The sequence below is a fragment of the Streptomyces sp. NPDC089919 genome, from assembly GCF_040684615.1.
In the GTDB taxonomy this organism is placed as follows: Bacteria; Actinomycetota; Actinomycetes; order Streptomycetales; family Streptomycetaceae; genus Streptomyces.
Window position 1 is genome coordinate 14,711 of the sequence record NZ_JBFBGK010000017.1, and the last position, 14,919, is coordinate 29,629.

Below are 14,919 nucleotides of genomic sequence, written 5' to 3' on the forward strand. Positions count from 1 at the left end.
GTCGCAACGGCGTATTTCGGCCACACCAACCCCGGATGGGGGTGGCCCACTTCACACCGTGCGGGGCCCAGCACAACCGAAGGAAGTCATCCCGTGTTCACTCCATCGTCCGACCGGCGGGCCCGGCGTGGGCGTCTGCGGCGCCGCCTGGTCCCGCTCCCGGTGCTCACCGGGCTGATCCTGGCCCTGCCGGCACTGCCCGCGGCGGCCGAAGCGCCCGCGCCCACCGACCCCATGCTCGCCGCGCAGGCCACGGCGGTCGCCGACGGCCGCACCGTACCGGTGCCCGAGAAGACCACCGAGATCAGCACCGTCGACGCCAACCCGGACGGCACGTTCACGCAGACCACCAGCCTGCTCCCGGCCCGGGTGCGGCGCGACGGCCGCTGGGTGCCCGTCGACGCCACCCTGGCCGCCGACGGCCGGGGCCGCCTCGCGCCGAAGGCCACCCCGAACGGGGTCACGCTCTCCGCCGGGGGCGACGGCCCGCTCGTCACCCTCGACCACGCCGACGGCCCCGGGCTCTCGCTGAGCCTGCCGTTCACGCTGCCGGCCCCCGAGGTGTCCGGCGACACGGCGCTCTACGCCGACGTCCTGCCCGGCGTCGACCTGTCCGTGTCGGTCACCGAGCAGGGCGGCTTCAGCGACGTCCTGATCGTCCGCAACGCCGAGGCGGCGGCCAACCCCGAGCTGAAGAACCTGCGGATGGCCGCCGACACCGAAGGCCTGACGCTCCGGAGCACCGACGCCGGCGGGATGACGGCCACCGACGCCGGCGGCGAGGTGGCGTACGCCTCCCCGCAGCCGCTGATGTGGGACTCCGCGGCCCCGTCGGAGCCCGCCCCCTCCCCCCACAGCGCCCCCGAGCCGAGCACGGACCGGCCCTCCACGGCCGCCGCGCCCGGCACCGAGGCCGCGGTCGAGCCGGTGGCGATGACCGCCTCGGACGCCGGCCTCACCCTCACGCCGGACACCTCGCTGCTGTCCGGGCCTGACACGGTGTACCCCGTCTACATCGACCCGTACACCAACCCGGTGTCGTCCACGGCCGGCCACTACACCGAGGTCTACTCCAGCTCGGCGTGCGACAACTCCCCCCAGTACGACAAGCCCCAGGCCAACGGCCAGGGCGTCGGCTACCAGCGCTGGGGCGGCGCCTGCGGCACCGGCCTCGAGCGCTCCTACTGGGCGATCAACACCGGCGGCCTGCAGTCCTCGTTCGTCGTGTACGACGCGAAGATCTCGATCGCCACGACGTACGCGGCCAGTTGGAACTGCTCCGAAAACCAGCCGCTGACCCTGCACACCACCAACGCGATCTCCTCCGGCACCGACTGGCTGAGCCGCCCGGGCGTGCACGACACGGCCTTCCCGCCGGTCTCCACGACGGTGCCCAGCGGCGCCAACTCCAGCAGCTCCTGCACCAACAGCACGGCCACCTTCAACGTGACCGCCGCCGCCCAGAAGATCGCCGACGCGGACGGCGACGGCTACGACGCGGACGGCACCTTCGGCGCGGGCACCAACACCTGGACCGTGGGTCTCTACGGCGACGAGTCGCAGACCTCCTCCAACTCCGACTACCTGCGCATGTCCCAGTCGCTCACGCTGACGACCCGGTTCGACATCCCGCCGGGCGTCCCATCGAGCCTGCGCACCGTGCCGACCGCCTCGGGGGCGAGCGGCGCGTGCGTGATGAGCGGCGACGGCTGGATCGGTGCCACGACGTACTCGAACGCGGGCAGCAACGTCACCCTGCACTCGACCGTGACCAGCCAGATCTCCGGTGAGACCGTCCGCGCCCACTACCACGTGTGGGACCGCACGGTGCTGGACTCGGGCGGCAACGCCCTCGACAAGATCGAGAAGGACACCACCTACCTGGCCTCCGGCACGGACGCGGCCGCCTCGATCGGCTTCACCCTGCTGGACGGCCACGAGTACGGCTGGGACGTCTACGCCCAGAACAACTCCACCCTCGACCTGAAGTCGGCGATCAGCCCGCACTGCTGGTTCAAGACGGACTTCGCCGCGCCGACGACCCCGACGGTGGCCACCAACGCCTCCTTCCCGCCGGTCGGCACCGCGCCCGCGGATCCCCCGGTCTACGCGGGCCCCGGCGTCACCACGAGCTTCACCGTGACCGGCGCCGACTCCGCGGCCGCCGACAGCAGCTGCACCCCGGGCGACTGCCTGTCCAGCGGCATCGACCACTTCATCTGGACGCTGGACACCGAGCCGACGGCGACCACGGGCGTCGAGGCGCCGGTGACGTCCACCGACGCCGCCGGCAACGCGACGGCGACCCTCACCGGCGTGCCGGTGACCAAGTGGGGCGTGCACACGCTGTACGTGGCGGGCGTCGACAAGGCCGGCAACATCTCCACCGCCCCGGCCGGCTACACCTACACCGTGCCGTGGAACCCTGCCACGAAGGTCACCCCCGGCGACATCAGCGGCGACGGCGTGGTCGACCTGCTGGCCACGACCAAGACCGGCGACCTCAACCTGATCCCGGGCGACACCGACCCGGCGCAGGCCGTCGCCCCGGCCGCCACCGGCCCGGTCACGGGCACCGCCCCGCCGGTCACCGGCCCCGTCACGGTCGCCACCCCGGCGGACTCCCCGGACGGCACGGGCTGGAACAACTACCTCGTCGCCCACCGCGGGAACCTGCACGGCGCCGACGTCGACGACCTCTTCGCGTACAACAAGACCAGCAAGCAGATGTACGTCGTGAAGAACGACCTCGACCCGAAGGACGACAACGCCTTCCCGGCCGAGCGCTACTCGGTCCTGGGCGGCTTCACCGGCCGGCGCTTCGACGTGATCCCCAAGGACCCGTGCATGTCCTCGGACTTCGTCGCCGACGACACCCGCTGCCGCACCACCACGTACGACCCGAGCGCCTGGAACGTCACCCAGCTGGTGACGCCCGGCAACGTCTTCGGCAACACCACCGGCTACCCGGCCGTCATCACGGTCGAGAACAAGCAGCTGTGGATCTACCAGGCCACCACCGGCGGCCGGCTGAAGAACCCGCTCCTCCTGGGCGGCGGCGACTGGAGCGGCCAGACGCTGATCACGCCCGGCACCTTCCAGGGCAAGCCGGTCCTGTGGACCCGCGACAACGCGTCCGGGGCGCTCTACTCGTACACCATCACCCCGGACCCGACGACGGGCCTGCCACCGCTGCTGAACCCGACGGTCCACGCGACGCTGCCGCTGACGCTGTCCCCCGCCGGCTACCCGGTCGTCGCCTCGGCCGGCGACCTCACCAGCCCGGCCGGGGGCCCCGACGGGCTGCCCGACCTGCTCGCCGTCGACACCTACGGGCAGCTCCTGGACTACCCGTACGTCCAGAGCGGCGCGATGGTCTCGCCGCCGCAGTACAGGTTCGACACCCCGCAGTCGCTCGGCAGCGTCACCGACACCTCCAACCACTGGTGGCACCTCGGTGAGGGCACCGGCACCGCGGCGGCCGACGCGAACGGCACCCTCGCCGCGACCCTCGGCGGCGGTGCCACCTGGGCCACCGACGCGGCCCGCGGCAAGGTGCTGGACCTGGACGGGGCCACCGGCTACGCCCAGGCGTCAGGCTCCGCCGTGGACACCTCCAAGAGCCACACCGTCTCGGCCTGGGTCAAGCTCGACTCCCTCGCCGTCAACAGCAGTTTCGTCTCCCAGGCCGGTGCGACGAAGTACGGTTCCGGGCTCCAGCTGTACTACTCCTCGGGCGCCCAGGTCTGGGCCTTCGGCCACCGCTCGGCGGACAGCCCGACCGGCACCTGGCGCGCGACGTACAGCGGCAGCAAGGCCGTCGTCGGCAAGTGGACCCACCTGGTCGGCGTGTACGACCAGCCGGCCCAGGAGATCCGCCTGTACGTCGACGGCCGCCTCGCCGGCGTCCGCGACTGGACGTACACGCCGTGGAACGCGACGGGCGCGCTGAACATCGGCCGCACGGTCGCGAACGGCGGCTACGTCGAGTACGCCAACGGCCAGGTGGCCGACGTCCGCACCTGGCCCCTCGCCCTCTCCCCCACCACCGCCCCCTCCCCCGCCGAACACGCCAAGGCAACCCAACTGAGCTGACCCCTCCGGGAAACACCTCTGCCCGGCCCCTCAGGGGCCGGGCAGAGGTGTTTCCCGCCGAATCCTCATTCCGATGACGGTCCCCTGATCTGCTTCAGCCGCTCCTCGCGCTGCGCCGGTCGTAGCTCACCACCGACCGACCGGCCCCGACACACCGTCCTGCGGGCTGACCCAACTCGTGCTGCCTCGGTGACAGTCCGCGACCGCTCCCCAAGATCTGTGCCGGAAACCGCAGTCAGCTGCGCAGCCGGTGGGCGGGGGCGGGGTCATTCGGGGCGGTTGAAGCGGTGGGCGGCCCAGAGCAGGGACAGGGTGCCGGCCAGGAGGAGGGAAGCCGCTTCGAGGGCCGGCGAGGGCTGGCGGCCGAACCATTCGATGCCCGTCGCGGCCGCGTGGTCGGGTACGCGGAGGGAAATGCTGCGCCGGAGGAGGTCCACTCCGTAGGCGAGCGGGTTGGCGGCGGCAAGTGTTCGGGCCCAGCCCGGCAGGCCCTCCAGGGGGAAGAAGCCGCCGGAGAGGAACAGCAGCGGCATCATGACCAGTCCGAGCAGCATGTGGAACATCTCGGGGCGGGCCAGGCTCACGGCCAGTGCCAGGGCAAGGGCCGTGATGGTGAAGGAGACCAGGATCATCCCGGCGAGCAGGAGGGCCAGCAGGAGCGGATCGTAGGGCAGGCCGACCGGTCCGGCGAGGGCGAGCAGCAGGGTGCCTTGGACGGCGGCGACCGCAGTGCCCCCGGCGCAGCTTCCCAGCAGGAGGGTGGCGCGGCGCACCGGCGCCATCAGCAGTTCGCGCAGGTAGCCGCTCTGCCGGTCGGTGATCATGCGGATGCCGACCATGATGGCCGGCGTCTGGACGGTCATCATCAGCATGCCGGGGAAGAGATAGGCCTGGTACCCCACGCCCAGCGTGGCACGCGGGATCAGTGCGGACAGGCCGCCGCCGAGGATGAAGAGGTAGAGCACCGGCTGGATGAGCATGAGCGCGGTGTGCGTGGGCTGGGAGGACAGGCGCAGCAGGTCGCGGTGGACCAGTGCGTGGACGGCGCGCAGTTCCGTGCGCAGCCGGTTCGGGGACGCCGTCGGCGGCTGGTACGACGGGACGGGGCCGGTGCCGGGTGTGCCCGTCGGCGGTGCGGAGGTCGTCACGATGCCTCCTCGACGGTCGGCTGGGCCGGGAGCGGGGCGGCGGGGGCCCGGCCGGAGCCGTGCTGGGGACGGGCGGTGTGGATGCTGCGGCCGGTGTGGTGGAAGAAGACGTCGTCGAGGGTGGGCGGGGTGGCGGAGGCGGCTCGCACGGGGATGCCCTGGGCTTGCAGCGCCGCGCACAGGCGCGGGATCCACGCGCTGCCGTCGGGGACCCGCAGCCGGATGGCGTCGGCCTCCAGGGTGATGGCGGTGGCGGGCGGCAGGGTGCGGCGCACGACCGGGTAGGCGGCCGGGTCGTCCCCGGTGCGGATCACCAACTGGTCGTCGCCGATCGCGGCCTTCAGCGCGCCGGGGGTGCCCTGGGCCACCAGGCGGCCGCCGTCGATGATGGCGAGGCGGTCGCAGTTCTCCGCTTCGTCGAGGTAGTGGGTGGTGACGAAGAGCGTGGTGCCCTGGCCGTCCCGCAGAGCGCCCAGGTGCCGCCAGACCTGGGCGCGTGCATGGGGGTCCAGGCCGGTGGTCGGCTCGTCGAGGAAGAGGATCCGGGGTTCGTGCAACAGGCCGCGGGCCAGTTCGAGGCGTCGTCGCATACCGCCGGAGAGGGTGCGAACGGCCGAACGCCGGCGGTCGGCCAGGGCTACCGCCTCAAGTGTCTCGGTGGCGCGGCGGCGGGCCCGGCGGCGGCTCATCCCGTAGAGGCGGGCCTGGATGTGCAGGTTCTGTTCGGCCGTCAGGTCCGGGTCGAGGGCGCTGTGCTGGAAGAGGATGCCGACTTGGCGGCGCACCGCGTCGGGTTGCCTCAGTACGTCGGCACCGGCCACGAAGGCGTGGCCGGAGGTGGGGCGGGCCAGGGCGCAGAGCAGGGCGATCGTGGTGGACTTCCCCGCGCCGTTGGGGCCGAGGAAGGCGAAGGTCTCGCCCTGTCGGACATCGAGGTCCAGCCCGCTTACGGCGTGCGTGGTGGTGCCGTCCGGGCCCGGGTAGCTCTTGACCAGGGCGCGGGTGCTGATGGCGTACGCGGGTTCGGGGCCGGGCCGCGCGGTGTCGGGGACGGTGGGCGCGGTGGTCAGGAGGGCTGCCCGGGCGGGGGCCGGGTCACCTGCGGGTGGCTGCATGGGCGGTCCTCCGTCTGCGGGGTGACTGGATGGGCTCCGGCCGGCGGCTGCGTCGTGGCAGCCGCCGGCCGGAGGTAGATCAGGCCCTCGCGGGACTTCCCCGGCCGGGTTCCCGTGGCGGGACACGGGTGTCGCTCCGGGCGGGGAGCCGGGTCAGCGGATCGTCAACGAACCCGCCGTTGACCGGCCATTGACCCGGCCGGAGCCGCGAGGGCCCGGGTAAGGCCTGGTCAGGCGCAGCTGATGCCGACACAGACGGTGTTGAGGAGCGTCAGCAGGCCGACGCACTCGCAGGTCGCGGCGAACGCCGCTCCGTCGGCGCCGACCGGGTCGGTCTCCGGAAGGGCGTGCAGGTGAGCCAGCAGTTCGATGTCGTGGTTCTCCATGAGCTTCTCCTTCTCTCTGCGATGGCGGCAGGTGCCCTGCCGCTCAGCCCGGCTGCTGGAACATCCAGTGCCGGGAGTCCGTGTGGTGGAGCCGTAGGAGGAACGCCAGGATCCCTGCGGATCCGTCGCTCCAGCCTGTCGAGACGTCGCCGTACTCGTTGGGGAAGACGACGTGGCCGTGGCGGTGGGCGCCTTCGGCGACGATGAGGCCGGCCAGGTCCCCGGCCATGGCGCGGTAGCCGGGCGCTCCGGTGGCCGCCGCCAGGTCGAGGAGGAAGTCGCCGTTGCCCGCCAGCCCGTGACACTGCGTGAGCGGGGCCCGGGAGGCCCGCTCCACGACCGCCCGTGCGGCGCGCCGGGCGAGGTCGCCGAAGTGGTCGTCGCCCGTGGCCTGCCACAGCCGTATGAGGAAGGTGCCGATGCCGGCCGAACCGTGGCACCAGTACGGGGCCGTGGGCACGTCGCCGGCCTGGGCAGGCCACTGGGCGGCCTCGCCGACCGGCACGGCGCCGGCCACCAGTTCCTCACCGGCGGCGACGGCCAGGTCCAGGTACTCCCGGCGCTCCGAGACGGCCGCAGCGGCGAGGAGGAAGCATCCGATGCCCGAGGTTCCGTGTGCGAAGCCCAGGTAGCGTTTGCCGCTCTCCGGGGAGACCGCTTCCCCCGGTACCGGCCAGCCGATGCCGCCCTTGTCGCGCCGCGCGGCGGCGGCGAGCCGGTCGGCGGCGTCGACGACGAGTGCGGCCAGGCGCGGATCACCGGTGCGCTGCCAGAGGTGGGCGGCGGCCAGGCCGCTCCCCGCGGTGCCGTGGGTGATGTCGTGGTGCGGGGTCTCCTCCTGCGGGGCGAGAGCCAGGGCCAGGGCGTGGTCGGTCAGGGTCCGGTCGCCGACGGCGCGGCCCGCCTCGTAGAGTGCCCAGGCGGTGCCGCGGCCGCCGAAGTGCAGGCCCGGGCGCGTGGAGCGGATGTCGGTCCGCGCTGCCGTCCAGTGGCCCGCAGTCGTGATGACCTCCGGCAGGCGCGGGTCGCCGGTGTGCTCGAAGTACCTGGTCAGGACGGCCAGGACACCGGCAGCGCCCTGTTGGACGGTGCAGGGGTCGGTCTCCCCGGCCGTGGTCGAGACGGGCCACAGCCGCCGCTCGTCCTTGGGGGTCATGGATTCGACGAGGTGGTCCACGATGCCCGCCACCGCCGGCGCGGTCGACTCGCTCCGGGGCCGCCGGGTTGCCCGGGCGGGGGCGGGGGCGGGGGCGCGGCGCGGGGCCGTGGTGCCCTCCCTGCCGTCGAGGGCCGCGCGGGCCCTCGACGGGTCCCAGCGCTCGGCCGGGTCGTCCTTCATCAGTCCCAGGATCATGTCGGGCAGGCCGTCGGGGAGGGGGGTGGTGGAGCCGCAGGCGTCCAGCCATGCGGCGAGCCTGTCCTGGGCGGGCCGGCCTGGGGGTTCCTCGGGCAGCAGCTGCGGGACCTTCCCCGCGAGGACGAAGCACACCGTTGCGCCGAGGCTGTAGTAGTCGGCCGTGGCGGAGACGGGCGCGTCCGACAGCCTCTCGGGGGCGCTGAACCCGGGGGTTCCGACCGTCGTCGGCAGGGCCGTGTCGTCGTTGAGGACGGCGAGTTCCAGGTCGATCAGGCGCAGTTCACCATCCGGCCGGACCATGATGTTGCCGGGGGTGAAGTCCCGCAGGACGCAGCCGCGGGCGTGCGCCGCCGCGACGAGCTCCACCAGGCGTGCGACCTGGGCCAAGGCCTCCGCTCCGTAGTGTTCGGCGCCCGTGTCACGGAAGCGTTCGGCCACCCAGTTGCGCAGCGGGATGCCCGGTACCTCCTCCTGGGCCAGGAAGAGGTGGCCGGCGTGCTCGAAGACTCCGAGGGGTTCCGGCGCCAGCTCGGTACCGCGCAGCTGCTCCAGCGCCCTGGCCTCGGCGCGCAGCCAGTCGCGTACGTCGCTGCCGGAAGCGTCAGCCTCCACATGTGGTCTGGCCTCCTTGATGATCACGGGTGCGCCGGTCGTGGCGTCCGTGCCCCGGTATACGCCCCCCTTGTTGGTGTGACGGATCGCCTCCCGTACCGAGAAACGGCCTCCCAGCAGCACCGGCCCGGCGGGCTCCGGCGCCGCACGCGGCACGGGTACCGATGCGGGGAAGGGGCTGACGGCCCAGGCGGGCGGCTCGTACCGGCCCGTGCGCCGGTCCTCGACCGGATTGCCGTCGGGGTCCTCGATGAACCAGATCAGGAGCCCTTCCGGCGACAGCTTCCGGCGGCCGACGAAGGCGCCATAGCGGTAGTGGACCAGGCTGTCCGGGGCGTAGGGATGATCCGAGAGGATGCGCGGGCCGGCCAGCCCCCGCGTGGCCTCGTGCAACAGCAGGGCCAGCCGGGCGGCGTCGGCATCGTCGCGCGGGTAGACGGTGATGAACTTGCCCGAGCTTCCGCGCGGTGTGGCCCGGGAGTTGAGGGCGCCCACCTGGTCCAAGGACCGGGCGAACTTGAACACCGACTCGTCGCGCAGCAGCACGGCCAGGGACTTCACGAGCACCACGGGCGCGGAGGCGGCCGTCGCCGACACGTGCAGCTTCCAGCCCTGCTGGCGACGCACCGCCGACACGGGGGTCAACCGGCACCACATCTCATCCGCGTCGGCGGTCCACCGCGCGCCCTCACCCGTCGCGTCCAGCGCCTGGTGGAGCAGGTCTACGAGTTCGACTCCGGTCGCATGCTGGCTCTTCATGCCCGTTCCTCTCAACGGCGACAACCGCTGGTGGAATATGCCTTCGGTAAGAAAAAACGTACAACCGGGCCCGGCCGCCTGTCACTTGCCGCAGCGAGCGCACGGTGTCGCTGCGCGGCCGAACGATGTCAACCGGCGCAGAGCAGAGGTGCAGAGATGGTGCGCGCGGTGGCATCGCACCGGGCGCGGAAAACAGAGGGACGGAAGGGATTCCGGGAACGGAAGCAACGCGTAGCAAAATTCCTTCGGATCACATCCCAGATATCCATCGATAATGAAGAGAAGGTGCAGCAGCACACGCCGCCTGAACTGCGACGAGACCTTTAGACAACGCGGCGACCAGCACCTTCTTGGACCCCAAAACCGACCAGACCCCCACGCCAGCTGGCTTTCCAGAGAAACGCGAGGGGTCACCGGGAGCCCTGCGCCGCGACCTCTCCCCTGCGACCCACAGCATTCCCTGCTCGAAGGCCACGGTAAAGAGTTCGATTCCGCCATGGATTCGAATGGCAGCTCGAAACGCCTCCGGGGCGATTCATGATTATCGATCACGCATCCGAGCTGCACGCCAAAGAAGATATTGAAAGACGAATCACCGCGCGGGCATGCCGAAACAGTCTCGAAACAGTGCTCACGGGCTGAATCCGCGTTCACCGGGTCACCGGACACACACCACTACAGCGCCGGGCCGATGCCGACATGGACCACACCTACGAGATCTCGATCCCACTCAAGGGCTGCGACCCGGGCGGCCAGGTCATTCTGGACGGCCGGGCCCTCGGTCAACGGCCCCACATCGACCGGGCATCCGCGCTCGCCCCCGGCTGCTCGGCCGCCGCCCGGGGCGCCGTCGGAGGCGGGGAGGGATCGGGAGCAATCCGGCTAAGGACCCTGGACCCTTCAGGCCCCGGCAATCGGGGTGCCACCTCTGAGCCTCCGAATCCGTCAATCCGGTGACCGGCCCAAGACGGCGTCCACGGACAGCCCCTGGACAAGGGACACTCCGAGTTCTCGTTCGGCCTCGGCGATCTCGGCTTTGGCCGGGGGTGCCTCAGTCACCGGGCGAGCCTAAGCCGTGTCGTGCAGGCCAACAGCCCGCTCAAGCCCGCGAGCTGCGGAAACGGGTGAACGTCCGATCACCGGGCGCGCCGACCTGACGGCCGGCGGGCCCAGCTCAGCCCATCGAGCTCAACTGGTCCAGCTCGCTGCCGATCGCTTCTCGCAGGACGTCATGCTGCGGACCGAGCCTGAACTGCACGTCAGTCCACCGGTCACCCGGATACAGCCACACCGGAGCAGCCGCCACGTCAGCCGGTTCCCACTCAAACCGCGGCCACACGTGCGCATGCAGGAACGGGTCCTTGTTCCCCAGGATCTCCAGGTTGACCCGCCGGAAAGCCGGGTCCAGCCGTCGGCAGGCTCGCTCGACAGCCTCGCCGAGCTGATCCATGTCAGACAGGAACGACAGCCGCTTTGCCTTCGGCAGGGCCGACAGCCTCTGCACATCCGGTTCGTCTACGAGAAGGACCGAGTAGCCCGGCAGGAACTGGACATCCCCGATCACCGCGAACCCCGACGTCAACCGCCGCAACACAGTCGGGTTCTCACCTCTCAGAGCAGTCCCGATGCGATCGATCCGCCAGTCCCCAGTCATGGCCAGAACCTATATGCAGGTGATCAAGCACCTGCGCGAGGAATGCCGACGCCATGCCGTCCAGCAGGCCCTCCGCGGGCATCCCGCGGCCCGGGGAATCCCAGCCGCCGAACGTCACCCGAACGAGGGTCCGCGGCGCCCAGCGCCGCAGGCGACTCGTCGCCCTCCCGGACGTCCTGCGGACTCCGCTGGTCCACGGCGGGACAGCGGCACCACCCCGCCGCACCGGTGCCGCCGGCAGACGCACTCCGGTCCCGGGTCGGTGTACGCGGTGCCGTGGCGGACCACACCGCCGCCCGCGCGTTCTCACTGGTCATCGGTGCGTCCTCCATGATCGGGAGTTACACCGATTCACAGTCCAGGTCCGGGCAGCGCGGGCTGGGGGGCACGGGCCCGCCGCGCGGCTGTTCCGCACGGGGCGCCGCGGCGAGCACCGCGCCGTGGACCGCGCGGGCCAGCCGCGCGCCCCACTCGGAGCGCGGTCCGGCGAAGGAGTGCACGGGAGCGCCCGGCGCGGGGACCCGGGCCGCGACGCACACCGCGTCGGTCGGCGTGCCCGAGCAGTCGTGACCGGCTTCGAGGAGCGCCTGTACCTTCGCTTCGGTGGCGGTGGCCACGGCGTTGACCAGAGCCGCGTCGCCGAGTGCCACCGGCACCGCCGCGACGATGTTGATCGTGCCCGGTGGCGGCGGCCCGGCCGCACCAGCGGCGGGGGACGCCGCCCAGCCGCGCACTCCGATGCCCGCGGTGGCGATCGCCGTCACGCCTTCGTCGGCCGCCCGGCCGTAGCCCTGCACGTCGGCTGCCGTCATCAGCCCGACGCCCGGTCCCGGCGCCCCGTACCGGTGGGCCAGCCGGGCCAGGTGCCGGCCGGGGTCGGTACGCCGGTAGCCGTGTGACACCTGTGCGTTCAGCACCCAGGCCCGCACGCCGACGCCGCCGCCGAGTACGGCGCTGCTGATCATTCGCCAGCCGGGGCCGGCACGCCACAGCAGCGCGTGCAGTTCCTCCCCGTCCTCGACCCGGGAATGCAGGGAGACGCGGAGCCGGTCCCCCGCCCCGAGCTGGTCCGCCAGGGGGCCGGGCAGCGGCTCGCGCGGGCGGATCGGGACGTTCATCGGCCGGAACTCCTCACGGCGTCGGGGACCAGCCGATCGTACGTGCCGTCGATCATGCGGTTCCGGCGGGTCCCTGGTCCCCGCTGCCCGCTCGGGGCGACCAAGCGCGCAGAACCGCACAAATCGATGCAGAAGCACTGCGAGTTTCGTTGGAGCCCAACGCGCTGCAATCTGCAGATAACGGGACAGAACGAGTAGGTGTGGAGGCAAGTCGATGAACCTCAGAGACGAACTGCCCGTGGACCACCCCCTCAACCGCGTGTACCGCGTCGGCGCGGGCCTGTGTGGCCTGCTGCTCCTCCTCTTCGGCTGCCTCGGCTTCGCCGGCAGCCTCGCCGCGTTCAGCACCGACGGCCGGCAGATCGCGGGGCTGTCCACCAACGGCTTGCTGAGCACCATCTCGGTGGTCGTCGGCCTGCTCCTGATCGTCGCCGCCTTCATCGGGGGGAACCTGGCCTCGACCGTCAACACCGTCGTCGGCGTCCTCTTCGTGCTCAGCGGATTCGTCCACCTGTTCCTCATCGGGCGGTCCGGCAACATCCTCGACTTCGGCATGTCGAACGTCATCTTCAGCTTCCTCATGGGCCTGCTGATCATGACCTTCGGGATGTACGGGCGGGTCAGCGGGGGACTCCCCCACGACAACCCGTACTGGATCCGCCGGCACCCCGAGCAGGCCGCCCGGGAGGGGGTCGCCCGCCCCGCCCTGCCGGAGGGCGCCCCCGCCGTCCGGCCGGCCCGGATCCCGGAGCGCTGAGACAGCCGTGGCCGGGAGCCCGGCACGGGTGCTGGTGGCCGGGGCGACGGGCGCCCTGGGACGCCTCGCGGTCGCCGACCTCCTGGAGCGCGGTGCGCTCGTGGCGCTGGCCGGCCGCGATACGGAGGCCCTCGCCGAACTTGCCGCCGCGGCGCATGCTCCGGCCAGGACCGTGGACGCGTACGACCTGGACGCGTGCGCCGGCAGCGCACCCTGGGCGCGTGCCGCACTCGGGGGCCTCGACGGCGTCCTCGTCACCGTCGGGGTGGCCGGCTTCGGGCCCGCCGCCGAGGTGGCCGACGCCACCGCCGAGCACCTGATGACCGTCAACGCGCTGTGCCCGATGGCGCTGCTGCGGGGGGCCGTACCGGTGGTCGGCGACGGCGGGTTCCTGGCCGCCGTGACCGGTGCGATCGTGGACTCGCCGCTCCTGGGCACCGCCGACTACACCGCTTCCAAGGCGGCGCTGGCCGGCTGGCTGGGCGTCCTGCGACGGGAGACCCGGCCGCGGCACCTCACGGTCGTGGACGCCCGGCTGCCCCACCTGGACACCGGCTTCGCGTCCCGGGCCGTGGCCGGCACGGCGCCGCCCCTGGCGGCGGGCGCGGACCCCGCCCCCGTCGTGCACGCCCTCGTGGAACAGCTGGTCAGCGCCCTCGCCCGCTCGCTGCCGCCGGGGAACGCGATCCCCGGCACCGGGCTCCCGACCCCGTCGGACCCGGTCCACTGACGTCCACCGACGACACCGCAGGAGGAACCATGTCCACGCACCGCACTCCGGAGGTTCCGAACCCGCCTCGGCCCCCGCAAGCCCCGAAGACGCTCCCGCAGGAGACTCCGGAGGTGGAGGGCTCGACGGCGGCCGCCCACCCCGAGCGCCCCGACGGCGGCCTGTGGGAGCACCCCGCGGTCTTCCTCACCCTGATCGCCATCGGTTCGGTGATGGTGGCGGCCTTCTTCCTCGTCCGCGTCATGGGCTGGTGACCGCGCCGACCGACGGCGCAGCCGGCAGCGCGCCGGTTCGGCCGCACGCACCCTTCCGGCCGTCATGCGGGCTACGGCGTGGCGGTGGCCAGCTCGTCGGCCGTCTTCAGGAGTCCGGCGTGCAGGTTCTTGACCTGGTCCGAGAGGGGGTAGCCGTCGTCCGCGAGCTTCTTGATGCCGGCGGCGGTCTTGCGGACGCATTTCTCGTCGGGGTAGCTGCTCAGTTGCAGCAGGCTGAGGTCCATCGGGTACTGGGTCGCGACGGCCGGGGTCTCGGCCACCGTGATCTTGCCCGCTTCGAACACGTGGCCGTTGTCCTCGACCAGGAACACCTCCAGGGCGTACACGCCGCCGGCCTGCAGGAGGTCATCGGTCCCGCCGGGGCTGCCGAGGGTGAGGTGGAAGGCCTCGGCCTTCTTGGGTTCGAAGTTGTGGCCGTGCGGGGCCTGCGTGAGCGCCGTCTTCCCGACCGGCGGGAGGTCGACCTCGTAGGTGGCGGTGAAGACCGTCCCGCCGCCGGACCCGCCGCCGCACGGCGTGACCGACACCTGGCCCTTGTTGCGGATCCCGATCTGCTTGAACGTGCGCAGGGAGGAGGTGTCGTTCTTGAGCCCGACCGCGAGCACGGTGGCCTCGGTCGTGGTGGGGAGCTTGGGGGCGTCGGGGGCCGCCTGTTCGGTGGCGGGGATCTCGCGCGAGGAGTCCGCGGACAGCTCGAGCACCGTGAAGGCACCCGGCTCCTCCTCCGTGGCGACGTCGTGCCACAGGCTCACCGCGGCCACGACCAGACCCGCGACGGCGACCCAGGCCGCGGTCCGGCCGCCCTGCCAGGTCCGCACCGCCCGTAGCGCGCGGCGCACGCGGCCGGGGGGACCGGGCGCGGGGGGCGGGGCGGGGGTGGCCGCCGGTGCGGTGCCGGCGGCGGCTCCCGCTG

General features: G+C 72.4%; 11 protein-coding genes. 4 read left to right on the plus strand and 7 right to left on the minus strand.

Annotated features, from left to right (window positions below; genetic code table 11):
* Positions 1-93: 93 nt before the first annotated feature.
* Positions 94-4,095, plus strand: coding sequence for a LamG-like jellyroll fold domain-containing protein (locus AB0O40_RS10115; protein ID WP_365037710.1), 4,002 nt, complete (start codon positions 94-96; stop codon positions 4,093-4,095).
* 266 nt (positions 4,096-4,361) lie between these two features.
* Here AB0O40_RS10115 and AB0O40_RS10120 read toward each other — a convergent pair whose 3' ends face one another.
* From AB0O40_RS10120 to AB0O40_RS10145, 6 genes are all read right to left on the minus strand, one after another.
* Positions 4,362-5,243 carry an ABC transporter permease gene (locus AB0O40_RS10120; protein ID WP_365037713.1) on the minus strand — a complete coding sequence of 294 codons (882 nt, stop codon included), beginning with the start codon at positions 5,241-5,243 and terminating at the stop codon, positions 4,362-4,364.
* On the minus strand, positions 5,240-6,358 hold the full coding sequence (locus tag AB0O40_RS10125; protein ID WP_365037716.1) for an ATP-binding cassette domain-containing protein: 1,119 nt from the start codon (positions 6,356-6,358) through the stop codon (positions 5,240-5,242). Before AB0O40_RS10125 ends, AB0O40_RS10120 begins: the two co-directional genes overlap by 4 nt.
* A 230-nt stretch (positions 6,359-6,588) precedes the next feature.
* Positions 6,589-6,744, minus strand: a complete 156-nt coding sequence (locus tag AB0O40_RS10130) for a VenA family class IV lanthipeptide (RefSeq protein ID WP_365037719.1) — start codon at positions 6,742-6,744, stop codon at positions 6,589-6,591.
* Positions 6,745-6,787: 43 nt separating this feature from the next.
* A complete protein-coding gene (gene lanL, locus AB0O40_RS10135) occupies positions 6,788-9,472 on the minus strand; it encodes a class IV lanthionine synthetase LanL (RefSeq protein WP_365037721.1) in 2,685 nt (894 codons plus the stop codon).
* 1,174 nt (positions 9,473-10,646) lie between these two features.
* A complete protein-coding gene (locus AB0O40_RS10140) occupies positions 10,647-11,126 on the minus strand; it encodes a diadenosine tetraphosphate hydrolase (RefSeq protein WP_365037724.1) in 480 nt (159 codons plus the stop codon).
* A gap of 341 nt (positions 11,127-11,467) precedes the next feature.
* Positions 11,468-12,244, minus strand: a complete 777-nt coding sequence (locus AB0O40_RS10145; protein WP_365037731.1) for an adenosylcobinamide amidohydrolase — start codon at positions 12,242-12,244, stop codon at positions 11,468-11,470.
* A 214-nt stretch (positions 12,245-12,458) separates the two neighbouring features.
* On the opposite strand from AB0O40_RS10145, the gene AB0O40_RS10150 reads away from it, so the two are divergent.
* The 3 genes from AB0O40_RS10150 (at position 12,459) to AB0O40_RS10160 (ending at position 13,985) form a co-directional block, all read left to right on the plus strand.
* Positions 12,459-13,001 (plus strand): DUF4383 domain-containing protein, encoded by a 543-nt coding sequence (locus AB0O40_RS10150; protein WP_365037734.1) that lies wholly within the window; start codon positions 12,459-12,461, stop codon positions 12,999-13,001.
* A 7-nt stretch (positions 13,002-13,008) separates the two neighbouring features.
* Entirely contained in the window at positions 13,009-13,731 is a 723-nt protein-coding gene (locus AB0O40_RS10155) for an SDR family oxidoreductase (protein ID WP_365037737.1), read from the plus strand.
* A 113-nt stretch (positions 13,732-13,844) separates the two neighbouring features.
* Entirely contained in the window at positions 13,845-13,985 is a 141-nt protein-coding gene (locus AB0O40_RS10160; RefSeq protein WP_365037740.1) for a hypothetical protein, read from the plus strand.
* Between the two features lie 71 nt (positions 13,986-14,056).
* On the opposite strand, the gene AB0O40_RS10165 is transcribed toward AB0O40_RS10160, so the two are convergent.
* On the minus strand, positions 14,057-14,824 hold the full coding sequence (locus AB0O40_RS10165; protein ID WP_365037743.1) for a hypothetical protein: 768 nt from the start codon (positions 14,822-14,824) through the stop codon (positions 14,057-14,059).
* Between the last annotated feature and the right edge of the window lie 95 nt (positions 14,825-14,919).

What these genes read in the sequence shown, in the direction of transcription:
- AB0O40_RS10125 (WP_365037716.1), bottom strand. Translation starts at nt 6,358, where the DNA reads ATGCAGCCACCCGCAGGTGACCCGGCCCCCGCCCGGGCAGCCCTCCTG.
- AB0O40_RS10130 (WP_365037719.1), bottom strand. Translation starts at nt 6,744, where the DNA reads ATGGAGAACCACGACATCGAACTGCTGGCTCACCTGCACGCCCTTCCG.
- lanL (WP_365037721.1), bottom strand. Translation starts at nt 9,472, where the DNA reads ATGAAGAGCCAGCATGCGACCGGAGTCGAACTCGTAGACCTGCTCCAC.
- AB0O40_RS10140 (WP_365037724.1), bottom strand. Translation starts at nt 11,126, where the DNA reads ATGACTGGGGACTGGCGGATCGATCGCATCGGGACTGCTCTGAGAGGT.
- AB0O40_RS10145 (WP_365037731.1), bottom strand. Translation starts at nt 12,244, where the DNA reads ATGAACGTCCCGATCCGCCCGCGCGAGCCGCTGCCCGGCCCCCTGGCG.
- AB0O40_RS10150 (WP_365037734.1), top strand. Translation starts at nt 12,459, where the DNA reads ATGAACCTCAGAGACGAACTGCCCGTGGACCACCCCCTCAACCGCGTG.